The sequence below is a fragment of the Azospirillum sp. UENF 312511 genome, assembly GCF_058780635.1.
The window spans coordinates 2,535,204-2,556,970 of sequence record NZ_JBSNCG010000003.1 but is presented as its reverse complement, the minus strand read 5'-3'; the positions used below and the strand labels follow the sequence as shown (position 1 = coordinate 2,556,970).

Genomic DNA, 21,767 nt, shown 5'->3' with positions numbered 1-21,767 from the left:
TCACAGAACCTCGGCGAGGGCGGTGGTGAAGGCGTCCATGTCGGACTCGGTGTTGGTCTCGGTGGCGGCCACGATCAGCAGGTCGTCGAGCCCGCCGCCGAACAGGCGGGAGGCCGGCACGCCGCCCAGGATGCCGCGCCGCGCCAGAGCTTCCACGACCTCCGCGGCCGGCTTCGGCAGCTTGACGGTGAATTCGTTGAAGAAGCTGCCGTTGACGATCTCCACGCCTTTCACCGCCGCCAGCTTGTCGGCCAGCTGCACGGCCTTGGCGTGGTTGATCTCGGCGAGCCGGGTGAAGCCCTCCTCCCCCAGCAGGCTGAGGTGGATGGAGAAGGCCAGCGCGCACAGGCCGGAGTTGGTGCAGATGTTCGAGGTCGCCTTCTCGCGGCGGATGTGCTGCTCGCGGGTGGACAGCGTCAGCACGAAGCCGCGCCGCCCGTCGGCGTCCACCGTCTGGCCGCAGAGGCGGCCCGGCATCTGGCGGACCAGCTTCTCCTTCACCGCGAACAGCCCGACATAAGGGCCGCCGAAGTTCAGCGCGTTGCCCAGCGACTGGCCTTCCGCCGCCACGATGTCCGCACCCATCTCGCCCGGCGGGGTCAGCAGGCCGAGCGACACGGCCTCCGTCACCACGACGATCAGCAGGGCGCCCTTGGCCTGGCAGGCCTTGCCCAGCTCCGTGTAGTCACGGACATGGCCGAACACGTCCGGGTTCTGCACGACGACGCAGGAGGTGTCGCCGTCGACCTCGGACAGCAGATCCTCGCCGCCGGTCGGGGCCGGCGGCATCACCACCGTCTCGAAACCGATGAAGCGGGCGTCGGTCGTGGTGGTGTCGCGGGAATGCGGGTGCAGGCCGCCGGACAGAACGGCCTTCTTCCGGCGGGTGACGCGGTTCGCCATCATCACGGCTTCCGCGCATGCGGTGGCGCCGTCGTACATGGAGGCGTTGGCGACGTCCATGCCGGTCAGCAGCGAGACCTGGGTCTGGAACTCGAACAGGACCTGCAGCGTGCCCTGGCTCACCTCCGGCTGGTACGGGGTGTAGGCGGTCAGGAACTCGCCGCGCTGCACCAGATGGTCCACCGTCGCCGGGATGTGGTGGCGGTAGGCACCGGCCCCGAGGAAGCTCGGCACGCTGCCGGCGGGCAGGTTCTTGCCCGCCATCGCCGACAGGGCGCGATCGACCTCAAGCTCGCCCATATGGTTGGACAGCCCCTCGATCGGGCCGGAGAGGCGGGCCGCCTCGGGCACGTCGCGGAACAGCTCGTCCACCGACGGCACGCCGATGGCCTCCAGCATGGAGCGCCGGTCGGCCTCGGTCAGGGGCAGGTAACGCATCTCAGGCTTGCCCTTCCACGAAGGCCTTGTAGGCGGCCTCGTCCATCAGCCCGTCCAGCTCCGACGGGTTGCTGAGGCGCAGCTTGAAGAACCAGCCGGTGGTCTCGGCCCCGGCGTTGACCAGCGACGGGTCGTTCTCAAGATCGGCGTTGGCCTCGATCACCTCGCCGGAGACCGGGGCGAAGACGTCGCTGGCGGCCTTCACCGACTCCACGACGGCGGCTTCCTTGCCCTGGGCGAGCTGGCGGCCGACGTCCGGCAACTCGACGAACACGACGTCGCCGAGCTGGTGCTGGGCGTGGTCGCTGACGCCAACGGTGCCGACATCGCCTTCGACGCGGACCCACTCATGGTCCTTGGTGTACTTGATGGTCATGATTGTCCCCTGTTCGAAACGGTTTTGTGATTCTCAGCCGCGGTAGTAGCGCTGCGGCACGAAGGGCATGGCGGCCACCTTGGCGGCCAGCGGCTTGCCGCGGACCATGAGCTGCACCGGCGTGCCCACGGCGGCGTGCGCGCGGTCCACATAGCCCATGGCGACCGGGGCGGAGGCGGTGGGGCCGAAGCCGCCGCTGGTCACCTCTCCGATCTTTTGTCCGTCCGCGTCGCAGACGTCGGTGTGCTCGCGGGCCGGCTGGCGGCCTTCCGGCTGCAGGCCGACACGGCGGCGCGGCGCCCCGTTGGCGAGCTGGTCCTTGATGATGGCGTAGCCGGGGAAGCCGCCCTCCTCCCGGCGGCGCTTGGACAGCGCCCATTCCAGCCCGGCTTCGACCGGCGTCGTCGTCTCGTCAATGTCGTGGCCGTAGAGGCAGAGGCCGGCCTCCAGCCGCAGCGAGTCGCGCGCACCCAGCCCGATGGCCTCGACCTCGTCCTCGGCCAGCAGGGCGCGGGCAATGGTCTCGGCGTCGGACTTGTCGCAGGAGATCTCGTAGCCGTCCTCGCCCGTGTAGCCGGAGCGGGTGATGATGACCGGGATGCCGTTGAAGGTGGCCGGCAGGTAGCTCATGAACTTCATGGTGGCTGCTTCGGGGATGAAGCGCCCGAGCACCGCCGCGGCCTCCGGCCCCTGCAGGGCTATCAAAGCGAGGTCGTCCAGCAGTTCCACCTCGGCCTTGCCCTTCAGCCGCTCGCGCATGTGGGCGACGTCATGGTCCTTGCGGGCGGCGTTGACGACCAGGAACAGGTGATCCCCGGCGTTGGTGACCATAAGGTCATCCAGGATGCCGCCCTGCTCGTTCAGGAACAGCGTGTAGCGCATGCGCCCACGGGCCAGCCCCTTGATGTCGCCGGGAACCAGCGACTCCAGCGCGGCGGCCGGGTCCTCGCCGGTCAGGCGCACCTGCCCCATGTGCGACACGTCGAACAGCCCGGCCTTGGCGCGGGTGTGCTGGTGCTCCTTGAGGATGCCGAGCGGGTACTGCACCGGCATGTCGTAGCCGGCGAAGGGCACCATCTTGCCCTTCAGCTCCAGATGGAGGCTGTGCAGTGGCGTTTTCTTGGGGGACTCAGAAGCCTCGGTCACGCGGGTCCTCCGACATAGGGTCGCACAACCCGCGCCGGGATTGGCGCGAGTCCTGCCCCCTCTGTCCTGGACCTGAGAGATTCACCGGCGGGGTCCAACCCTCGACAACCGGTTTACTCCTTCGGTGAGCCGTCATCCGCTGTGCGCGAACCGGGCTGCTTTCCAGAGTTGCCTTATCCCCCTTGCGGTCCTTTTGCCTGAGAGTTTCCGGGGCGGTTGCTCCTTCGGCGCCACTGTCCGGTGAACCGGCCAGTGATCTCTCCCGCGAGGGATCGTCGGCTTGTGCCGCTTAACCTACCGGGACCTTTGCGAATGTCAATCGGGGTTCGCTGGCGGGGTTCGCTGGGGTCCCGGCGACGCTCACTTCAGGTCCAGGTGGCTGCCATCGCAGAAGGGCGGCTTCTTGGTCGCCTTGCAGCCGCAGAAGCGCGCCTTCATGGAGGTGGCGGGGGCGAACTTCATCGGCTCCAGCCCGGTGCCGGCGTGGCTGCCGTCGCACAGCGGCTGCTTGGCGCTGCGCCCGCAGCGGCACCACCAGTAGGTCTTGCCGGCTTCCAGCTCGATGACGATGGGTTCCTTGGTCGCGGCGACCGGTGCGCTGGACATGATGCTGCCCCCTTACCCGATCACTGCTTCATCTGCGCGCGGTTGAAGGCCAGCTGCTCCGGCGTCAACTGGAAGCCCAGGAAAATGTTCCAGTCCTTGCCGTTGGCGTCCTTGGGTAGCGGAATCTTCGGAGCCAGTTCCTCGCGGCTGCCGGAGCGGAGCTTGCCGGACTCGAAGGTCACGGAGGTGTCGAATTCCGACTTGGTCGTCGGCGTCTCCTCGCCCGGCTTGGCGACGGCGACGAAATAGCGGTAGTTCGCCGTGTTTCCCTGCATGGCCGGCCCGCGCTCCGCGATCAGGAAGACGTTCACGTTCACCGTGACGCCATCGCTGGTGTAGTCGCAGTTGCCGGAATAGTCGGCCAGCGCCGCGCGGGAGGTCACGTCCGTCAGGTCGCGCCCGCCGCCGTTGCGGAACTGGGTGACCTCCGCCAGATCGCGGACGATGGACACCTTCGGGCAGGCCAAGGCCGCGTCCGCCGCGGTGTTCGATCCGCCCCCGAGTCCGGAGCAGCCGGTGAGCGCCAGAAAACCCAGACTCGCGAATGCAAGCGCCCGCGGGCTTTTCCGGGCGGGGGTTCCTATATTACGGTCGCGGCGGCGGTCCATCGGTCTGGCCTAACGGTTGGAAGGGTGTGTTCTGCCACGACTTTAGAGAAGCGGTGGGGCCGGCACAAGGCCACGCCGCCGCTGCGACGAACGAACCCCTACACCCCTTTTTCGAGACACCGGAACGACGCGCATGACCCAGACGCCCCTGACCATCCTGCTCGCGGCCCCCCGTGGCTTCTGCGCCGGCGTGGACCGCGCGATCCAGATCGTGGAGGTGGCGCTGGAGCGGTTCGGCGCCCCCGTCTATGTCCGGCACGAGATCGTCCACAATCGATTCGTGGTGCAGAGCCTGGAGGCCAAGGGCGCCATCTTCGTGGACGAGCTGGATCAGGTGCCCGACGGCGTGCCGGTGGTCTTCTCCGCCCACGGCGTGCCGAAGTCGGTCCCGGCGGCGGCGGAGCAGCGCGGCCTGTTCTACCTCGACGCCACCTGCCCGCTGGTCAGCAAGGTGCACCGCGAGGCCGAGCGCCACTTCAACGAAGGGCGCCAGATCGTCCTGATCGGCCACGCCGGCCATCCGGAGGTGATCGGCACCATGGGCCAGTTGCCTCAGGGCGCCGTGGTTCTGGTGGAGACGGTGGAGGACGTGGCGACGGTCCAGGTGGATGACCCTGAGAACCTCGCCTACGCCACCCAGACCACCCTGTCGGTGGACGAGACGGCGAGCATCGTCGCCGCCCTCCAGGCCCGCTTTCCGTCCATCGGCGGACCGAAGAAGGAGGACATCTGCTACGCCACCACCAACCGCCAACAGGCGGTGAAGGCCATCGCGCCGAAGGTGGACGCCCTCTTGGTACTAGGCGCGCCGAACTCCTCCAACTCCAAGCGGCTGGTCGAGGTGGCGAAGATCCACGGCTGCCAGCGCGCCCAGCTCGTCCAGCGCGCGGCGGACATCGACTGGTCGGCGCTCGACGGAGTCGCCACGCTGGGCATCACCGCCGGCGCTTCGGCCCCCGAAGTGCTGGTGGAGGAGGTCATGGAGGCCGCCCGCGCCCGCTACGCCGTGACGGTGGAGGAGCTGCGCACCGCCTTCGAGGACATCACCTTCAAGCTGCCGAAGCCGCTGCTGGACGGCGGCGCCCCTTCCCGTCCGGTCCCGGCAGACGCATAATGCAAAGACCCGCATAATCCGGGGACCGGCCTTCGCGAAGGAGACGTTCATGGGCGCCCCCGCCATCCAGAAGATGGACATCGACGAGTTCCTGGCCTGGGCCGACCGGCAGGAGCCGGACACCCGCTACGAGCTGGTCGGCGGTCAGCCGCGGGCGATGAACGCGTGCTCCCAGGCGCACAGCCGGCTGACGGCGGCGATCATCATCGCTATCGGCATGCGTCTCCGCCCACCCTGTCGAAGTCTTGACGGAAACGGCCATCGAACGCGACGACCGCAACGACCGCTTTTACGAGGCCGACATCGCCGTCACCTGCTCGCCCCACCAGCCCGGTCAGCGCTCGACGCCGAATCCGGTGCTGGTGGTCGAGATCCTGTCCGACAGCACGGCCAGCCACGACCGCGGCACCAAGGTGCCCGACTACATGCAGATCCCCTCCGTGCAGGAGGTGCTGCTGGTGGACAGCTGCGCCGTCCGGGCGCAGCTCTGGCGCCGTGACGGACGGCGCTGGATCGTCGAGGATTTCACCGAGGACGCCACGCTGCCGCTGGCCTCCATCGGGGCGGAGCTTCCCCTGGCGGCGCTTTACGACGGCATAGCCCTGTGAGCGGCCCAGAGGCGAGCGGCCGCGGCAGCATTGACCGGCGCCCCGAATCCCGGTAAGGCGCTGGCATGGCCGTATACACCGAAGTCACCGACGACGAGCTGAACGCTTTCATCGCCCAGTACGATCTGGGCGCCGTCCTGTCCTGCAAGGGCATCGCGGAGGGGGTGGAGAATTCCAACTTCCTCCTGGTGACGGAGCGCGGCCCCTACATCCTGACGCTCTACGAGAAGCGCACCCGGCGGGAGGATCTGCCCTTCTTCCTGGGTCTGATGGAGCATCTCGCCGACAAGGGCATCGCCTGCCCGTTGCCGGTCCAGGGGACGGACGGGCTGGCCCTGCGCGAGCTGGCCGGGCGCCCGGCAGTGATCGTCACCTTCCTGGCCGGCATGTGGCCGCGCCGCATCACGCCGCACCACTGCGCGGAACTGGGCACGGCGCTGGCCCGCCTGCATCTGGCCGTCGCCGATTTCCGGATGGAGCGTCCCAACGCCCTGTCGCTGGACGGCTGGAAGGATCTTGCCGGCAAATGCGCGCCGCGCGCCGACGAGGTGGCCCGCGACCTGCGCGCGACGCTGGAGGCGGAGCTTGCAGCACTGGAGGCCAACTGGCCTGCCGGCCTGCCGTCCGGGGTCATCCACGCCGACCTGTTCCCCGACAACGTGTTCTTCCGCGGCGACGGGCTGTCCGGCCTGATCGACTTCTACTTCGCCTGCAACGACTTCCTGGCCTACGACATCGCGATCTGCATGAACGCCTGGTGCTTCGAGGTCGACGGGTCGTTCAACGCCACCAAGGCGCGAATGCTGCTGACCAGCTATCAGAAGGTCCGCCCTCTGTCGCCGGCGGAGATGGCCGCCCTGCCCTGGCTGTGCCGCGGCAGCGCCCTGCGTTTCCTGCTGACGCGCCTCTACGACTGGCTGAACCATCCGCCGGGGGCCTTCGTGCGTCCGAAGGACCCGCTGGAGTATCTGCGCAAGCTGCGCTTCCACCAGACCGTCCGCGGGCTCGGCGACTACGCGCTCGACGACGGCGGCAGCTATCAGGTCTGACGCCATGACGGACACCACGGAGACCGGCACCGACGGTGACAAGAGCGCGCCGAAGGTTGTCGACATCTTCACCGACGGCGCGTGCAGCGGCAACCCCGGCCCCGGCGGCTGGGGCGCCATCCTGCGCTACAACGGGGTGGAGAAGGAGCTGTACGGCGGCGAGCCGGCCACCACCAACAACCGCATGGAGCTGATGGCCGCCATCCAGGCGCTGGAAGCTCTGAAGCGGCCCATGGAGGTGCGGCTCTACACCGACAGCGAGTATGTGAAGAACGGCATCACCCAGTGGATTCACGGCTGGAAGGCCCGTGGCTGGAAGACCGCCGACAAGAAGCCGGTGAAGAACGAGGATTTGTGGCGCCGCCTGGACGAGGCGAAGCGGCAGCACCGGATCGAGTTCCACTGGGTCCGTGGCCATGCCGGCCACCCGGAGAACGAGCGGGCCGACGCGCTGGCCCGCCAGGGCGTCGCCGAGGTCCGGCAGACCGGGCGGGGCTGACCCGTCCGGCGAATGGCCGCCATCCTCAAGGGTTTGTGGACGGCGGCCCCACCGCCCCGCTAGGCTCCCTCCGACAACAAACGACGAAAGATCGTTGGGAGGAGACCGAGATGTATCCGCATTTGCGGAACGAAGCCCGCTGGGTGCTGCCCGAGGTGCTGGCCCATCAGGCCGCCGAACGCGGCGGCAAGACCTTCGTCACGATGATCGCCGGCAAAGAGAACAACGGCGATTCGCTGACCTACGCCGAGGCCCAGGAGCAGGCGGGCCGCGTGGCCGGCTTCTTCGCGGGGCTGGGCGTGAAGCCGGGCGACACGGTGGCGGTGATGCTGCCGAACGGACTGGACTTCGTGCGCGTGTGGCTGGGGCTGGGACGGCTGGGCGCCGTCATGGTCGCGCTGAACACCGAGCTGAAGGGCGGCTTCCTGGAGCACCAGTTGGAGAACGCCGGGGCCGCCCTGGCGGTGGTCGACGCCGCCCTGGCCGACCGCATCACCGACATCACGCCACGCCTGACCGCGCTGCGTGGGCTGGTGGTGCCCGGCGCCGCCCAAGGATCGCCGCACACGGCGCTGGAGGGCTGGCGCGACGCCGCCCCCTACGACGGCCCCCTGCCCCGCGCCGGCGACGACGCCTGCATCATGTACACGTCGGGCACCACCGGCCTGTCGAAGGGCGTGCTGATGCCGCACGGCCACGGCTTCCTGTTCGGGCTGGGCTCCATCGACAATTTCGCGCTGACCGACGAAGACCGCTTCTACATCTGCCTGCCGCTGTTCCACGCCAATGGGCTCTACATGCAGCTCTACGCCGCGATGATCTCCGGCGGGTCGGCGGTGCTGCGCGAGCGGTTCAGCGCGTCCTCCTGGCTCGACGACATCCGGCGCCACGGCTGCACGGTGACCAACTCGCTGGGCGCCGTCACTGCCTTCGTGGTGGCCCAACCGCCGCGCCCCGACGACCGGGACCACCCCCTGCGCCTCGTCGGCGCCGCCCCCAACCCGGCGGACACCGAACGGGTGCTGCGTGAGCGCTTCGGCGTCCGCGACGTCATCAGCCTCTACGGCATGACCGAGGTGAACATCCCGCTCTACGCCGAGATGGGCAAGCCGCGCCCCGGCACCTGCGGCAAGGTCTACGACCGCTACTTCGAGGTGGAGATCCGCGACCCGCAGACCGACATCCCGGTGCCGCGCGGTCAGGTCGGCGAGGTCATGGTACGCCCGAAGGCCGCCTTCGGCTTCCTGTCCGGCTATCACCGGATGCCCGACAAGACGGTTGAGGCGTGGCGAAACCTGTGGTTCCACACCGGCGACGCCGCGGTGATGGACGCGGAGGGCTACGTCACCTTCGTCGACCGCATCAAGGACTGCATCCGCCGCCGCGGCGAGAACGTCTCGTCCTACGAGGTGGAGACGGTGCTGTCGCGGCTCGAGGGCGTGGCGGAGGTCGCCGCCTACGCCGTACCGGCAGGCATTCCGGGGGCGGAGGACGAGATCATGGTCGCGCTGGTCGCCGCACCGGGCGCCACCCTGACGCCGGAGGCCGTGGCCGCCTACGCCGAGCGTGAACTGCCGCGCTACGCCCAGCCCCGCTACATCGACATCGTGGACGCCTTCCCCAAGACGCCGACCGCCAAGGTGCAGAAGGCGAAGCTTCGGGAACGCGGCGTGGCCGACACCACCTGGGACCGCACGAAGGCGACTTGAACGAGAACCTGCGCACAATTCCCTCTCCCCTCTGGGGAGAGGGTCAGGGTGAGGGGGGTGCGCGTGGCGGAACGTCCGGCACAAGCGCACCCCCCTCACCGGCCCTTCGGGCCACCCTCTCCCCAGAGGGGAGAGGGTTTATAATGACGCCCCCGGGTTGCTCTGCCCCCCTTACAGCGCGCCCAGCACCGCTTCGGCCGAGGACACCTCGAACTGGCCCGGCTTCTCCACGGCGAGGTGGGTGACCTTGCCGTCCTTGGCGACCAGGGCGAAGCGCTGGCCACGCAGGCCGAGGCCGTAGCCCGTCCCGTCCATCGTCAGGCCCAGCGCCTGGGTCAGCGCGGCGTTGCCGTCCGGCAGCATGGTGACCTTGCCGCCGACTCCGTTCTTCTCGCCCCAGGCGCGCATCACGAAGGGGTCGTTGACGGCGAGGCAGACGATGTCGTCCACGCCCTTGGCCTTCAGGTCCTCGGCCTTCTGGACGAAGCCCGGCAGATGCTTGGCGGAGCAGGTCGGGGTGAAGGCGCCCGGCACGGAGAACAGCACCACCGTCTTGCCCTTGAACAGCGCGTCGGTGGTGACGTCCTGCATCCCGTTGTCGGTCAGATGCTTCAGCGTGACGGACGGGATGGCGTCGCCCACTTGAATGGTCATGTCTCCTGAACTCCCAAATTTTTTGTGCTTCAGCTTTTGATCTTGCCGGACGCCCGGTCGAGCGCGTCGAGGACGGCGCCCTCGGTCAGCAGTTCCGGAAGCGCGATGCCCTCCGGAGCCCCCGGACCATAGACGATGTTGAAAGGAATACCATAGCGGCCGTGTCGGGCAAGATAGCGGGCAATGCTCTCGTCCGGTCGGGTCCAGTCGGCGCGCATGGCGGTCACCGTCCCGGCGTCCTCCAGCCGTTGCGCGACGGTGCCGCGGTTCAGCACCAGCTTCTTGTTCGCCTGGCAGGTGATGCACCAGTCGGCGGTGACGTCCACGAAGACGGTGCGCCCGGCGGCCACCTGCTCGCGGATCGCCGCCTCGTCGAAGACGGTCCAGCGCGCCGCTGTGCTTTCGGCCACCGGAGCCGCCCCGGCGGAAGGGCCGAAGACGGCGGGAACGGCGAAGGCCACCAGGGCCAGCAGCCCGGCCAGCGCCGCCCCGGCCCAGCGCGCCGTCTCCGCCAGCCGGCGGCCCAGCCACAGCGCGGCGACCAGCCCGCCCATCAGCACGGCGACGGCCAGCGCCGGCACCTCGCCGACCTGGACGACCAACACCGACAGCAGCCACAGCGCGGTCAGGGCCAGCGCCCCGCCCAGCACCCGGCGCAGCGCCACCATCCAGCGCCCCGGGCGCGGCAGCAGGCGCGCGGCGCGTGGGAAGGCGGCGATCAGCAGATAGGGCAGCGCCAGCCCGACGCCGAGCGCGGCGAAGATGGCGAACACCTCCAGCGCCCCGCGGGCCAGCGCGAAGCCCACAGCCGTCCCCAGGAAGGGCGCGGAGCAGGGTGTGGCGAGCAGCGTGGCGAAGGCGCCGGTGGCGAACTGTCCACCCAGCCCCTGCCCCTCCGGCCCGTCCAGCCGATCGGCCACGGCGCGCGGCAGCGGAAGCTCGAACAGGCCCCACAGGTTGGCGGCGAACAGCGTCACCAGCACGACCATGAAGACGAGGAACAGCGGTTGCTGGAACTGGATGCCCCAGCCCACGGCACCGCCCGCCGCCTTCACCGCGACCAGCGCCCCGGCGAGAATCAGGAAGGAGGTCAGGATGCCCGCCGCCGAGGCCAGGAAGCCGGCGCGCACCGCCGCGGGCGCCCGTCCGCCTTGCTGGACGATCGAGAGCAGCTTCAGCGACAGCACCGGCAGCACGCAGGGCATCAGGTTCAGGATCAGCCCGCCCAGCAGGGCGACTCCCAGCATGGCCAGCAGCCCCGCCGGAGCCGCCCCGGCACCTCCGCCCAGCCCCGCCGCGGCGGTCGCCGGAGCCTCCACGGACCGGTTGCCGTCCACCACGGTCAGCGTCATCGCCCGTCCGGCGAGGTCCAGGCCGGGCGTCGGGTCGGTCGCGTCCATCCGCAGGATCGCGCGCCGGTCGCCATCGAGAAATTGGCTCTTGGGTGCGGCGAAGGTCACCGGCGGGTCGGTCTCTACGAACACGTCGGGGGCGACCATCGGCTCGCGGGCGGTGACCTCCACCTCCAGCACGGCACCCTGGCCGCGCACCGCCGTGACGGTCAGGCCCGACGCCCGCCCGTCGCCGGGCACCAGGGACTGGGCGCGGGCGATGTCGTTGGCCGACGGCCCCGGCGTCGCCGGCCCCTCGGGGATGGACAGGGACAGCGCCACCATCTCCGGCACGCAGATGGTCGAGCAGACCAGCAGCTCCGCCTTCAGCGCGAGATCGAGCGGCTTGCCGGGCTCCGCCGGTGTGGCGGCGATGGGGAACAGCACCTCCGCGTCATAGCCCGCCGTCTCGAAGCCCAGAACGGTGAAGCGGTGCGGCGCCGGGTAGATCAGTTCCGTCGCCTTGAGGTTCTGCGACTCCGACCAGTCCAGCCGCGGCGCGAAGCCGGCATCGCCCGGAGTGCGCCAATAGGTCTTCCAGCCCGGCTCCAGCCGGACCTCCAGCCCCAGAGGGATTTTGGCGAGATCGCCCACCCCCTGCACCGACGCGACGAGCCGCGCCTCCACCGGGCCGGACTTGACCCAGGAGCCGGTCTCCGCCCTCCCCATTCCGGGTGCGGCCAAGGCCAGGATGGCGAGCAGGAACGGAACAAACCTTTTCATCGCACCGACTGTTCTCATATCAAGACGCAGCGGGCCGCCCATCGGCCGCGGCTGTATATGGATGACAAAGCTTGGCCCGTGCTGTCACACTCGGGCGAAGACGGCTTCGGGTGGCCGCCCAGCGGTCCGCCCGTCCCCCGACACAAGGATAGCGCCCATGCCGCACCTGACCAAGTCCTCGGACTATCTGACCGGCCAGTTGCTGATCGCCATGCCGGGCATGACGGACCCGCGTTTTCAGCGGACCGTGATCTATATGTGCGCCCACAACGAAGACGGCGCCATGGGCCTCGTCGTCAATCGCCTGTTCGGGTCGGTCACCTTCGAGGATTTGCTGGAGCAGCTCGAGATCGAAATCCAGGAGCCGATCGCCAACATGCCCGTCCATTATGGCGGGCCTGTGGAGTCCGGGCGCGGATTCGTCCTGCATTCGACCGATTATGTGCGGGATGGCACGCTGGTGGTGGACGACGAGGTGGCGCTGACCGCGACCATCGACATCCTGCGCGCCATTTCCGAAAACCGCGGGCCGCGCCGCAACATCCTGCTGCTCGGCTACGCCGGCTGGGGGCCGGGGCAGTTGGACGCGGAAATCCAGGCGAACGGCTGGCTGAACGTGCCCTGCGACGAGACGCTGCTGTTCGATCCCGAACTGGACACCAAGTGGGAGCGCTCGATCGCCAAGCTCGGCGTCAGCCTGTCCATGCTGTCGGCGGAGGCCGGGCACGCCTGACGGCGTCCCCTCCCGATCACGAGCACGACCCGCCGCACCACAAGCGGCGGGACCTCACGTCAAAACTTTTGTTTCACGGACCCTTGCTGGCGATCGCCAGGGCGAGGCCGCGGGCCTGCATCAGCTCGCTGCAACGTTCGACCAGCTCGTCACCGGCGTAGACCGCCCAGCCGCTCTGGAAGCCCGACGCTTCGTAGCGCAGATCGACGCGACGCCCGTCCAGCTCGACGGTGTAAGTCAGGGAGTCTTCTTTCGTCCAAGTTGCGTTCGGATAGGTTGGGTTCGACGACATATCCGCCTCATGCGATGCGAAGGACATGCCGTCAGCCTGCGCCCGCTCCCTTAACCGCGGGTTAAGCTGGCCGGAACGACGTCTTGGGATTTTGGAGGCGGGCACCCCGACCGGACGGGCTAGCCCCGCCACTCCTCGCGCAGGATGGCGTAGAGGACATGGTCCCGCCACACCCCGTCGATGCGCAGATAGCCGCGCGCGTAGCCTTCGTGGGTGAAGCCGACCTTTTCCAGAAGGCCGCGGCTGGGCGCGTTGGTCGGCAGACAGGCGGCCTCGACCCGGTGCAGCCCCAATTGCCCGAAGGCGAAATCCAGCACCAGCCGGGTCGCGCCGGACATGTAGCCGTTGCGTGCGTAGGGCTGCCCCACCCAGTAGCCGAGCGTCGCCATCTGGGCCACACCGCGCCGCAGATTGGTCAGCCCCAGCCCGCCGACCAGCCGGTCGGTCGCGCGGTCGTAGACGAGGAAGCTGTAGCCCTGGTCGTCGCGCCATTCCTGGGCCTGACGCCGCAGCCGGCGCCCGAAGGCGGCGCGGGTCAGGGCGTCGGCCGGCCAGGTCGGCTCCCAGGGAGTGAGGAAAGCGCGGGAGTCCGCCCGCAGGTCGGCCCATTCCCGCCAATCCCGCGGCAGCGGCGGGCGGATGTAGCAGATCGGCCCGTCGAGCCGGACCGCCGGCGGGCTGATGAGACCACCGCCGAGCAGGCGGATCATGCTGCCCCTCCCACCCTGGCGCGTCCCTTACCGGAACCGCGCGGCGATGCGGTCATACTCCTCAAGCCGCCCGATCGGACCGAGCGCGGCCACAGTGGGGCGGCTTTCCCGCAGGCGGCGGGCGACACGGACGATGAACTCGCGGTCGACCGCCCCGATCTTCTCGACGATCTCCTCCACCGGCACGGGGCGCCCGTAGACGAGAAGCTGCTGGCCGAGCTGCTCGCAACGCGACATTGAGCTTTCCAGCGCCATCAGCGTCCCGGCGCGGAGCTGGGCGGCGGCGCGGGCCACCTCCTCCTCGGTCACGTCCTCGGTTACCCGCATCAGCTCGTCGCAGACGACCGGGACCAGCTCCGCCACCTCGTCCTCGCCGGTGCCGGCGTAGACGCCGAACAGCCCGCCGTCGCGGTAGGCGCCGGAAAAGGTGTAGATGGAATAGACCAGCCCGCGCTTCTCCCGCACCTCCTGGAAGAGGCGGGAGGACATGCCTCCGCCGAGCAGCGTCGACATCACCGAATGGGCGTAATAGTCCGGGTCGTGCACCCCCACCCCGTCGAAGCCGAGGACGAGGTGCATCTGCTCCAGGTCCCGCGCCTCGCGGAAGTCGCCGCCGGCGTAGCGCGCGTCCTCGGACTCCGGCGCCGGACGGGAGGACAGCCCGTCGAAGGCCGACAGGGCCATGTCGACGAGCCGGTCGTGCTCCAGCCGTCCGGCGGCGGCCAGGACGATGCCCGGCGCGCCGTAATGGCCGTCGATGTAATCGACCAGCGCCGGGCGCGACAGGGCGCCGACGATCTCCGCCGATCCCAGGACAGGGCGCCCCAGCGCCTGCCCCGGATAGGCGGTCGACTGGAAATGGTCGAAGATAATGTCGTCGGGGGTGTCGGCGGACTGGCCGATCTCCTGAAGCACCACCGTGCGCTCCCGCACCAGCTCCTCGCTGTCGAGGACGGAATTCTGGAGCATGTCGGCGATGAGGTCGAGCGCCAGCGCCGTGTCGTCGTGCAGGACCTTGGCGTAATAGGCCGTCTGCTCGCGCGTCGTGTAGGCGTTGAGCTGGCCGCCGACATTCTCGATCTCTTCGGAGATGCGGAAGGCGGAGCGCCGCTCGGTGCCCTTGAACAGCATGTGCTCGACGAGATGAGCCACGCCGTTGACGCTCGCGGACTCGTTGCGCGTGCCGACCCCGACCCAGCAGCCGAGCGAGACCGACTGCACGCCGGGCATCGTGTCGGTGGCGACGCGCAGCCCGTTCGGCAGCGTGGTCACGCGGATGCTCATGCGGCCTCCTTGGCGGCGCGGGCGCGGGCGACGACGAACTCCTGGACCGCCGCCACGTCGTTGGGCAGCTCGGACAGCCGCTCCTCCCGCTCGTAGAGGTCGGCGAGGCGCGGCGGCAGGACCGGGCGCCGGCCGGTGGCCGTCTCCACCGCGTCGGGGAACTTGGCCGGGTGGGCGGTCGCCATCACGGCCACCGGCACCGACGGATCGACCGGGGCGGTCGCCGCGGAATGGATGCCGACGGCGGTGTGCGGATCGACCTGATAGCCGCCGGTCTTCTCCCAGACCTCCTTGATGACGTCCATGGTCCGGGCGTCGTCGGCGCGGCCCGCGGCGAAGATCGCGTGCGCCTCGGCCAGCTGCGCGTCGGTGACGGCGAACTTGCCCTCCGCGCGGAAGCCGTCCATGGCGGCCTGCACGGCGGCGCCGTCGCGGCCCAGCAGATCGAACAGCAGCCGCTCGAAGTTGGAGGAGATCTGGATGTCCATGCTGGGACTCAATGTGGGCACGACCGGAGCCGCCGACATGGTGCCGCTGGCAAAAAAGCGCGCCAGGATGTCGTTGGCGTTGGAGCCCACGATCAGCCGCTCAACCGGCAGCCCCATCGCCCGCGCGCCGTAGGCGGCGTAGACGTTGCCGAAATTGCCGGTGGGGACGGTGAAGGCCACCTTGCGGTCGGGCGCGCCCAGCGCCACCGCGGCGGCGAAGTAATAGACGATCTGGGCCATGATGCGCGCCCAGTTGATCGAGTTCACCGCCGACAGGCCCATCTTGTCGCGGAAGGCCATGTCGTTGAACAGCGCCTTCACCAGATCCTGGCAGTCGTCGAAGGTGCCGTGCAGCGCGATGTTGTGCACGTTATCCGACAGGACGCTGGTCATCTGGCGGCGCTGCACCTCCGACGTGCGGCCCTTCGGGTGCAGGATGAAGATGTCCACGTTCTGGCGGTCGCGGCACGCCTCGATGGCGGCGGAGCCGGTGTCGCCCGAGGTGGCGCCGACGATGGTCACCCGCTCGCCGCGCTTGGCCAGCACATGGTCGAACAGGCGGCCGAGCAGTTGCAGCGCCACGTCCTTGAAAGCCAGCGTCGGACCGTGGAACAGCTCCATCACCCAAGTGCGCTGGTCGAGCTGCACCAGCGGCACCACCGCGGCGTGGTCGAAGCTGGCGTAGGCGTCCTTCACGATGGTGCGGAAGTCGTCCTCGGCGATGGCGCCGCCCAGGAAGGGCAGCATGACGCGCACGGCGATCTCGCTGTAGGGAAGGCCGCGCATCGCGCGGATCTCGTCGGCCGAGAACTGCGGCCAGCTTTCCGGGACATAGAGGCCGCCGTCACGCGCGAGACCGGCCAGAAGGACTTCTTCGAAACCCAGGACCGGGGCCTGGCCCCGCGTGCTGACGTACTTCAACGCACACTCTCCGACGCCTGAAGGTGGCCGACGCTGTGGCGGGCCGGCAACTCTTGTGGAACGGGCATAGTTAGCGCCCTCCCACACGCGGCGCAAGCGGCGGGTTCCGGGTGCGTTGCATTCCACCGTCCCTCTCCCGCCCCGGGAGAGGGACGGTGGAATGCTATCCTCCGATCAGGCGCCGGTGTGGACGTCCAGCGGGTCGTGATGCAGCGCCGACGGATCGTGCGCGGCGTCGACCGGCGGAAGCTCCACCGTCTGGGCGGCGAGCGCGGCGTTCACCGAGGCGGCGGTGCTGTGATCCGCCGCCTGCGGCTGGGTCACCGTGTGGGACAGGACGTTGATGTCGCCCTCACCCAGCGCCTGGGCCTTGGCCGGAGCCCAGGCGGCCTTGGCCGGGCTGCCGCCGTCGAACAGGCCTTCCTTGATGGCGTTGTACTTGGTCTGGTCGACCGTCTGCCAATCGTCCTTCAGGATGCCGCCGGTGTCGCCCGAGTTCGGGTTCCACGACCAGTAGGTCCAGCTCGCCCCTTCCTTGCCGGCGCCGAGGTCGTTGGTGCCGTTGCCGTCCAGGTCGCCGTTCATGTAGTCGATCAGCTTGGCCATGTAGGCCTTGTCCTGATCGGTCTCCAGCTTGCCGCCGAACTCGCCGACCAGCACGGGCGCCTTGTCGTCCTTCAGCAGCCAGCCCCAGTTGTCGGTGTACTGGCCCGGCAGGTTGTTCGGGTAGTCGCTGGCCTTGAACCACTCCATCTCATGGATGGACGGGCCGTAGGAGTGGACCGAGTAGACCAGCTTGCCCGGATTGTCGAACTCGATCGGGCGGTCCTTGGCGCCGCGCAGGTTGCCGCCCCACCACTCCCACTGGTTCTCGTGGATTTCGACGCCCTCGACCAGCAGCAGCCAATCCTTGTTCACGGACTGGATCTCGTTGCCGATGCGCTCCGCGGCCCAGGCCCAGTCGGTGGCCTTGTCGCCGCCGCCCCAAGTCGCCTGGCCGTGCGGCTCGTTGTGCAGGTCGGCGCCGACGACCGTGTCGTTGCCCTTGTAACGCTCGGCCAGCATCTTCCAGTTTTCGATCATCTTCGACTCCGGGTACTTGTCGTCGTACCACAGGCCGTTCTCGTTGGCCGACGCACCGTCGCTGGAGCGGTGGTGGTCGAGGATGACCTTCATGCCGATGCGCCCGGCGTAGTCGATCACCTTGTCCATGACCTCAAGCGGGGACTTGTTCGCGAGGTCGGGATTCTTGGAGGTGTCGATGCCCGTCGCCCGGTCGGCGTCCAGAGCCGCGTCGCTCCACGGCAGACGGATGGTGTTGAAACCCATCTCCTTCATCTGCTCCATCATCCCCCAGTACCCGCGCATGTCCATGCCGTTGGGGTTGAAGACGAAGCCCTCGCCACCGAACCAGTTGACGCCCGTCAGCTTGACGTTCTGACCCGACGAATCGACGATCTGGTTGCCGTCCGTGTGCAGGAAGCCCTTGGCGATGCCCATTGTGCTCAGCCCTCGTTGCCATTCGCGTTGGGCCGGAAGCTGGCGGTTTATGGTTAACGAAATATTGCCAGGAATGTCGCTTAATTCCGGCAATCCAAGGCATGTGTGACCATGTCCGGAAGAGCGGATTTTGAAGATATTTTAGACAATAAGGACACGTCGAGTGCTTGCGCTGTTTTGAAGCTGTTTTTCGGATTGATTGCTTAAAAGCGCAAAGCGGCGCATAGGAACGAAGGAGGGTTACGGGTTAGCCTTTTGCGTTCGGTGGATTTTGCGGATTTTCCGCTGCTGCGAACATGCTTCGGCGAAACCCATGCCCCCACCCCGGCCCTCCCCCGCTGCGCAGGGGAGGGAGAAAAAGTCCCCTCCCCTGCGTTAGCGGGGGAGGGTTAGGGAGGGGGCAAGACTCCGCTCAAGCGCCCAGATACCGGCTCTCCAGATGCCGCCGGAACACCGCCGCATCCAGCGGCCGCCCGGTGGCCGCGGTCAGCAACTCGTCGCCGGACGCGTACAGGCAACCCTTGCCGTGCACATTCGCCCCCAGCCACGCCACCAGCGGCCCAAGGTCGCCGCGCGCCAGCGCCGGGCGGATGTACGGATCGGCCGTCGCCGCGGTCTCGAACAGCTGGGCAGCGGTCATGGCGCCCAGCGTGTAGCTGGGGAAGTAGCCCCAGGCGCCGGACGGCCAGTGGATGTCCTGAAGGCAGCCCAACCGGTCGTTCGGCGGCACCACCCCGACCAACTCCCTCATGCCGTCGTTCCAGGCGCCCGGCAGGTCGGCCAGCGCCAGATCGCCGGCGATCAACGCCTTCTCCAGCCGGTAGCGCAGGATGATGTGCGCCGGGTAGGTCACCTCGTCGGCGTCCACGCGGATGAAGCCGCGCTCCACCCGGCTGTAGAGGCGGCGCAGGTTGTCAGGCTCCCAGGACGGGCCCGAGCCGCCGAACGCTTCCTGCGCGACCGGGGCCAGCCAGCACAGGAACTCCGGCGAGCGGCAGGCCTGCATCTCGACAATCAGCGACTGGCTCTCATGCACCGCCATGCCGCGGGCCAGCCCCACCGGCTGGTTCAACCAGTCGCGCGGACGACCCTGCTCGTAGAGGGCGTGCCCCGTCTCGTGCATCACCCCCATCAGGGCCTTGGTGAAGTCGTCCTCGTCGTAGCGGGTGGTGATGCGCACGTCCCCGGTGGCGCCGCCGCAGAAGGGATGCAGCGACACGTCCAGCCGCCCGCGGGTGAAGTCGAACCCGGCCGCCCGCATCAACCGCTCGCCCAGCGCCTTCTGGTTGGCGACGGCGAAGGGCCCCACGGGCCGCAGCGGCGCCGGTTCGGCGGCCTGCCGGTCGAGGACGCGCCCGATCAGCTCCGGCAGGAAGCCGGCCAGACCGGCGAAGAGGGCGTCGATCCGCTCGGAGCGGGCGCCGGGATCGTGCTCGTCCAGCATGGCGTCGTAGGGGGACAGACCCATGGCGGCCGCTTTGGCCTCGCCGCACTCCCGCACGCGGCGCAGCACCTCCGACAGGCTGGGCAGCAGCTTGGCGAAGTCGCTTTCCGCCCGCGCGCTGCGCCACGTCATCTCGCAGGCCGAGATCGCCTTGCTGGTCGCCTCGATCAGGTCGGCGGGAACAGCGGTGGCATGGCGGTGGGTGCGCCGCATCTCCCGCAGGTTGGCCGCCTGCCAATCGTCCAGCCCGCCCGCCCCCTCGGCCTCCGCCAGCCAGTCGGCCACGCAGGGGTCGGTTTGCAGCTCGTGGGCGAGCACGGTCAGGGTGGCGGTCTGCTCGGCCCGCCCGTCGCTGGAGCCGTCGGGCATCATGGTCTGGCTGTCCCAGCTCAGGATGCCCAGGGCGTCGCCGATGGCGGCGATGCGGGCGAAACGGCGTTCCAACTCCCGATAGGCGGCAGTCATGAGGCGCAACTCCTAGGATGCCGGGTTGGTCCTCCGGCGTTGGGACAGCACATAGACGACGACCAGCGTCGCGGCGAGGCTATACCAGGTGAACGCGTATTGCCTATGGTTGTTGGGCATCTCGACCAGGGGCTGAATCCCGTTCAGCATTCCAGTCTGCGGTGCGTTGCCCCGTGCCGGGTCGGGGGTCATCTCGACCACCAGCGGGGCGACCGTCTCCAGCCCGACGGACGCCGCCATGGCCGGCGGGTCCAGCCGCATCCAGGACTCCGCCCCCGGCCGGTTGCCCGGTTGGAGCCAGCCGGCGGGTTGCGGCAGGCGGACCAGACCGGTGACGGTCACCGGCCCTTCCACCCGGCTCTCCGGACGGCTGGCGGGGGCGCGCTTGTCCATGGGCAGGAAGCCGCGGTTGACCAGCACCACGCCGCCCTCCTCCGCCGGGCGCTGCAACGGGGTCAGCAGTTCGTAACCCGCCTGCCCCTGCCGGGGCCGGGCGACCAGCAGCATCTCCTTGTCGTTCAGAAAGCGCCCGCTGACGGTCACCGGACGGAACTCCAGCGCCTCCGGATCGGCGATGGCGGAGGGCAGCGGGATGGGGGCGGCGTGCAGCCGCTGCTCGACCCGGCGGACCAGATCCTCCTTCCACGCCAGCCGCTGCATCTGCCACGTGCCCAGCCCCAGCATGACCAGCACGGTGGGAACGGTGATCAGCGTCGCCCACAGCGAGGGGCGGAAGCGGCGGGGCTCGGCGGCGGCGGTCATGGTCACTCGTCCGGATCCTCCAGCTCGTTGCGGCGGTGGCGGTACTGCAGCGCCACCACATAGGCCTTGGCCGGGCGCAGCATGCCGAGCGCCAGCCCGAGCACGACGATGCTCCAGACGACGGCGTGCAGCCACAGCGGCCAGTCCACCGACATCGACACCCACAACGCCACCGGCACGACCAGGAAACCCAGGATGAAGATCAGGAACACCGCCGGCCCGTCACCGCTGTCCTGCCGGGCGAGGTTCAGGTTGCACACCGAACAGCGCTCGTTGACCGTCAGGTAGCCGTCGAACAGCTTGCCCCGTCCGCAGCGCGGGCAGGCGCAACGCAGGCCGGCGGTCAGGGGCGATGGGCTGGTGTAGTACGTGCTCAAATGATCCGCCTCCTTCCAGGAACGGGAAGCCCCTCTCCCCCGGTGGAGGAGAAGGGCTTCGCAAGGCGACAGGGGGGATCGATCAGTGGCCGCTGGCGGCGCCCAGTGACCCCCACCAGTAGATCGACACGAACAGGAACAGCCAGACCACGTCCACGAAGTGCCAGTACCAGGCCGCCGCCTCGAAGCCGAAATGGCTCCGCGGGGTGAAGTGGCCCTTCATGGTGCGGAACCAGCAGACCGCCAGGAAGATGGTCCCGATGATGACGTGGAAGCCGTGGAAACCGGTCGCCATGTAGAAGGTCGACGGGTAGATGCCCTGCTTGAAGCCGAAAGCGGCGTGGGCGTATTCCCAGCCCTGGAAGAAGGTGAACATCACCCCCAGCAGGACGGTCAGGCCCAGCGCGCGCGACGCCTCCTTGTTGCGGCCCTCAAGGATGGCGTGGTGCGCCCAGGTGACGGTGACGCCCGACAGCAGCAGGATCAGCGTCATCATCAGCGGCAGGTGGAAGGTTTCCAGCACCGTGATGTTCGGCGGCGGCCAGACGCCGTGCGGGTTCTCGGCGAATACCTTCGGGTAGAGCGCCGCGTCGTAGAAGGCCCAGAAGAAGGCGGCGAAGAACATCACCTCCGAGGCGATGAACAGCGCCATGCCGTAGCGCAGGCCGATCTTCACCACCGGGGTGTGCGCCTTCTCGCGCACCGCCTCCTTGATGACGTCGCGCCACCAGCCGAACATCACGCCCAGGATGGACAGGAAGCCGAGGGCTGCCAGCAGCCAGCCGCCGCCGTGCATGTAGATGACCATGCCCGTCGCGAACAGACCGGCCGCGAAGGCGCCCAGCAGAGGCCATGGGCTCGGCTTCACCAGATGGTAGGGATGCGGGATGCCGGCGCCCTCGCCCGCGCCGTGCGCGGAGGCTGGGGGATGCGGCATTTGCGCGTGCGTGATGTCGGCCATCGTCTC

22 protein-coding genes and 1 riboswitch are annotated in these 21,767 nt (G+C 68.9%); of the genes, 6 read left to right on the top strand and 16 right to left on the bottom strand.

All coding sequences use genetic code 11. The features are described 5' to 3' along the window. The 5 genes from gcvPA to ACWPN7_RS23495 all read right to left on the bottom strand — a co-directional run bounded on the left by gcvPA (position 1) and on the right by ACWPN7_RS23495 (position 3,936). A complete protein-coding gene (gene gcvPA, locus ACWPN7_RS23515) occupies positions 1–1,341 on the bottom strand; it encodes an aminomethyl-transferring glycine dehydrogenase subunit GcvPA (protein ID WP_459196477.1) in 1,341 nt (446 codons plus the stop codon). A gap of 1 nt (position 1,342) precedes the next feature. Beyond that, on the bottom strand, positions 1,343–1,717 hold the full coding sequence (gcvH, locus tag ACWPN7_RS23510; protein WP_014240827.1) for a glycine cleavage system protein GcvH: 375 nt from the start codon (positions 1,715–1,717) through the stop codon (positions 1,343–1,345). Positions 1,718–1,750: 33 nt separating this feature from the next. After that, positions 1,751–2,863, bottom strand: a complete 1,113-nt coding sequence (gene gcvT / locus ACWPN7_RS23505) for a glycine cleavage system aminomethyltransferase GcvT (protein ID WP_459196476.1) — start codon at positions 2,861–2,863, stop codon at positions 1,751–1,753. Between the two features lie 175 nt (positions 2,864–3,038). Beyond that, a riboswitch (glycine riboswitch) is annotated at positions 3,039–3,138 on the bottom strand. An 85-nt stretch (positions 3,139–3,223) separates the two neighbouring features. Beyond that, positions 3,224–3,469 (bottom strand): CDGSH iron-sulfur domain-containing protein, encoded by a 246-nt coding sequence (locus ACWPN7_RS23500; protein ID WP_349618640.1) that lies wholly within the window; start codon positions 3,467–3,469, stop codon positions 3,224–3,226. Positions 3,470–3,489: 20 nt separating this feature from the next. After that, complete coding sequence (locus tag ACWPN7_RS23495; RefSeq protein WP_247887567.1) at positions 3,490–3,936, bottom strand: hypothetical protein; 447 nt, start codon at positions 3,934–3,936, stop codon at positions 3,490–3,492. Between the two features lie 274 nt (positions 3,937–4,210). On the opposite strand from ACWPN7_RS23495, the gene ispH reads away from it, so the two are divergent. The 5 genes from ispH (at position 4,211) to ACWPN7_RS23470 (ending at position 9,056) form a co-directional block, all read left to right on the top strand. Next, the gene (gene ispH / locus ACWPN7_RS23490) at positions 4,211–5,191 is read left to right on the top strand and encodes a 4-hydroxy-3-methylbut-2-enyl diphosphate reductase (protein ID WP_038527134.1); all 981 of its coding nucleotides are present in this window, start codon (positions 4,211–4,213) and stop codon (positions 5,189–5,191) included. A gap of 245 nt (positions 5,192–5,436) precedes the next feature. Then, positions 5,437–5,799 carry a Uma2 family endonuclease gene (locus tag ACWPN7_RS23485; RefSeq protein WP_492273459.1) on the top strand — a complete coding sequence of 121 codons (363 nt, stop codon included), beginning with the start codon at positions 5,437–5,439 and terminating at the stop codon, positions 5,797–5,799. Positions 5,800–5,864: 65 nt separating this feature from the next. Then, complete coding sequence (locus ACWPN7_RS23480) at positions 5,865–6,848, top strand: homoserine kinase (protein ID WP_014240836.1); 984 nt, start codon at positions 5,865–5,867, stop codon at positions 6,846–6,848. A 4-nt stretch (positions 6,849–6,852) separates the two neighbouring features. Further along, the gene (rnhA, locus tag ACWPN7_RS23475) at positions 6,853–7,347 is read left to right on the top strand and encodes a ribonuclease HI (RefSeq protein WP_014240837.1); all 495 of its coding nucleotides are present in this window, start codon (positions 6,853–6,855) and stop codon (positions 7,345–7,347) included. Between the two features lie 110 nt (positions 7,348–7,457). Further along, entirely contained in the window at positions 7,458–9,056 is a 1,599-nt protein-coding gene (locus ACWPN7_RS23470) for an AMP-binding protein (RefSeq protein WP_459196474.1), read from the top strand. Positions 9,057–9,227: 171 nt separating this feature from the next. Here the strand turns inward: ACWPN7_RS23470 and ACWPN7_RS23465 are convergent, their stop codons facing one another. After that, positions 9,228–9,710 carry a peroxiredoxin gene (locus ACWPN7_RS23465; RefSeq protein WP_038527122.1) on the bottom strand — a complete coding sequence of 161 codons (483 nt, stop codon included), beginning with the start codon at positions 9,708–9,710 and terminating at the stop codon, positions 9,228–9,230. Positions 9,711–9,739: 29 nt separating this feature from the next. Next, complete coding sequence (locus ACWPN7_RS23460; RefSeq protein ID WP_459196473.1) at positions 9,740–11,824, bottom strand: protein-disulfide reductase DsbD family protein; 2,085 nt, start codon at positions 11,822–11,824, stop codon at positions 9,740–9,742. Positions 11,825–11,981: 157 nt separating this feature from the next. Between ACWPN7_RS23460 and ACWPN7_RS23455 the strand changes: the two genes are divergently transcribed. Then, positions 11,982–12,557 (top strand): YqgE/AlgH family protein, encoded by a 576-nt coding sequence (locus ACWPN7_RS23455; RefSeq protein WP_038527116.1) that lies wholly within the window; start codon positions 11,982–11,984, stop codon positions 12,555–12,557. Between the two features lie 73 nt (positions 12,558–12,630). On the opposite strand, the gene ACWPN7_RS23450 is transcribed toward ACWPN7_RS23455, so the two are convergent. The 9 genes from ACWPN7_RS23450 to ACWPN7_RS23410 all read right to left on the bottom strand — a co-directional run bounded on the left by ACWPN7_RS23450 (position 12,631) and on the right by ACWPN7_RS23410 (position 21,761). After that, positions 12,631–12,849: a hypothetical protein gene (locus tag ACWPN7_RS23450; protein ID WP_459196472.1), complete on the bottom strand. Its 219-nt coding sequence runs from the start codon at positions 12,847–12,849 to the stop codon at positions 12,631–12,633. 119 nt (positions 12,850–12,968) lie between these two features. Continuing rightward, positions 12,969–13,559, bottom strand: coding sequence for a GNAT family N-acetyltransferase (locus ACWPN7_RS23445; RefSeq protein WP_038527111.1), 591 nt, complete (start codon positions 13,557–13,559; stop codon positions 12,969–12,971). Between the two features lie 27 nt (positions 13,560–13,586). Continuing rightward, positions 13,587–14,843 carry a M16 family metallopeptidase gene (locus ACWPN7_RS23440; RefSeq protein ID WP_492273458.1) on the bottom strand — a complete coding sequence of 419 codons (1,257 nt, stop codon included), beginning with the start codon at positions 14,841–14,843 and terminating at the stop codon, positions 13,587–13,589. After that, a complete protein-coding gene (gene thrC / locus ACWPN7_RS23435) occupies positions 14,840–16,252 on the bottom strand; it encodes a threonine synthase (RefSeq protein ID WP_459196471.1) in 1,413 nt (470 codons plus the stop codon). The genes ACWPN7_RS23440 and thrC overlap by 4 nt, the downstream gene beginning before the upstream one ends. Before the next feature lie 174 nt (positions 16,253–16,426). Beyond that, the gene (locus ACWPN7_RS23430; RefSeq protein WP_459196470.1) at positions 16,427–17,752 is read right to left on the bottom strand and encodes a glycoside hydrolase family 5 protein; all 1,326 of its coding nucleotides are present in this window, start codon (positions 17,750–17,752) and stop codon (positions 16,427–16,429) included. A gap of 412 nt (positions 17,753–18,164) precedes the next feature. Continuing rightward, a complete protein-coding gene (locus ACWPN7_RS23425; protein WP_459196469.1) occupies positions 18,165–19,661 on the bottom strand; it encodes a carboxypeptidase M32 in 1,497 nt (498 codons plus the stop codon). A 12-nt stretch (positions 19,662–19,673) separates the two neighbouring features. After that, the gene (locus ACWPN7_RS23420; protein WP_459196614.1) at positions 19,674–20,423 is read right to left on the bottom strand and encodes an SURF1 family protein; all 750 of its coding nucleotides are present in this window, start codon (positions 20,421–20,423) and stop codon (positions 19,674–19,676) included. Between the two features lie 2 nt (positions 20,424–20,425). After that, entirely contained in the window at positions 20,426–20,800 is a 375-nt protein-coding gene (locus ACWPN7_RS23415; RefSeq protein WP_038527096.1) for a DUF983 domain-containing protein, read from the bottom strand. Positions 20,801–20,882: 82 nt separating this feature from the next. Continuing rightward, a complete protein-coding gene (locus ACWPN7_RS23410) occupies positions 20,883–21,761 on the bottom strand; it encodes a cytochrome c oxidase subunit 3 (RefSeq protein ID WP_014240850.1) in 879 nt (292 codons plus the stop codon). Positions 21,762–21,767 lie beyond the last annotated feature (6 nt).

What these genes read in the sequence shown, in the direction of transcription:
- rnhA (WP_014240837.1), top strand. Translation starts at nt 6,853, where the DNA reads ATGACGGACACCACGGAGACCGGCACCGACGGTGACAAGAGCGCGCCG.
- gcvH (WP_014240827.1), bottom strand. Translation starts at nt 1,717, where the DNA reads ATGACCATCAAGTACACCAAGGACCATGAGTGGGTCCGCGTCGAAGGC.
- gcvPA (WP_459196477.1), bottom strand. Translation starts at nt 1,341, where the DNA reads ATGCGTTACCTGCCCCTGACCGAGGCCGACCGGCGCTCCATGCTGGAG.
- ACWPN7_RS23455 (WP_038527116.1), top strand. Translation starts at nt 11,982, where the DNA reads ATGCCGCACCTGACCAAGTCCTCGGACTATCTGACCGGCCAGTTGCTG.
- ACWPN7_RS23500 (WP_349618640.1), bottom strand. Translation starts at nt 3,469, where the DNA reads ATGTCCAGCGCACCGGTCGCCGCGACCAAGGAACCCATCGTCATCGAG.
- ACWPN7_RS23430 (WP_459196470.1), bottom strand. Translation starts at nt 17,752, where the DNA reads ATGGGCATCGCCAAGGGCTTCCTGCACACGGACGGCAACCAGATCGTC.
- ACWPN7_RS23465 (WP_038527122.1), bottom strand. Translation starts at nt 9,710, where the DNA reads ATGACCATTCAAGTGGGCGACGCCATCCCGTCCGTCACGCTGAAGCAT.
- ACWPN7_RS23480 (WP_014240836.1), top strand. Translation starts at nt 5,865, where the DNA reads ATGGCCGTATACACCGAAGTCACCGACGACGAGCTGAACGCTTTCATC.
- ACWPN7_RS23440 (WP_492273458.1), bottom strand. Translation starts at nt 14,843, where the DNA reads ATGAGCATCCGCGTGACCACGCTGCCGAACGGGCTGCGCGTCGCCACC.
- ispH (WP_038527134.1), top strand. Translation starts at nt 4,211, where the DNA reads ATGACCCAGACGCCCCTGACCATCCTGCTCGCGGCCCCCCGTGGCTTC.
- ACWPN7_RS23420 (WP_459196614.1), bottom strand. Translation starts at nt 20,423, where the DNA reads ATGACCGCCGCCGCCGAGCCCCGCCGCTTCCGCCCCTCGCTGTGGGCG.
- ACWPN7_RS23470 (WP_459196474.1), top strand. Translation starts at nt 7,458, where the DNA reads ATGTATCCGCATTTGCGGAACGAAGCCCGCTGGGTGCTGCCCGAGGTG.
- ACWPN7_RS23425 (WP_459196469.1), bottom strand. Translation starts at nt 19,661, where the DNA reads ATGACTGCCGCCTATCGGGAGTTGGAACGCCGTTTCGCCCGCATCGCC.
- ACWPN7_RS23445 (WP_038527111.1), bottom strand. Translation starts at nt 13,559, where the DNA reads ATGATCCGCCTGCTCGGCGGTGGTCTCATCAGCCCGCCGGCGGTCCGG.
- ACWPN7_RS23450 (WP_459196472.1), bottom strand. Translation starts at nt 12,849, where the DNA reads ATGTCGTCGAACCCAACCTATCCGAACGCAACTTGGACGAAAGAAGAC.
- ACWPN7_RS23460 (WP_459196473.1), bottom strand. Translation starts at nt 11,824, where the DNA reads ATGAAAAGGTTTGTTCCGTTCCTGCTCGCCATCCTGGCCTTGGCCGCA.
- ACWPN7_RS23410 (WP_014240850.1), bottom strand. Translation starts at nt 21,761, where the DNA reads ATGGCCGACATCACGCACGCGCAAATGCCGCATCCCCCAGCCTCCGCG.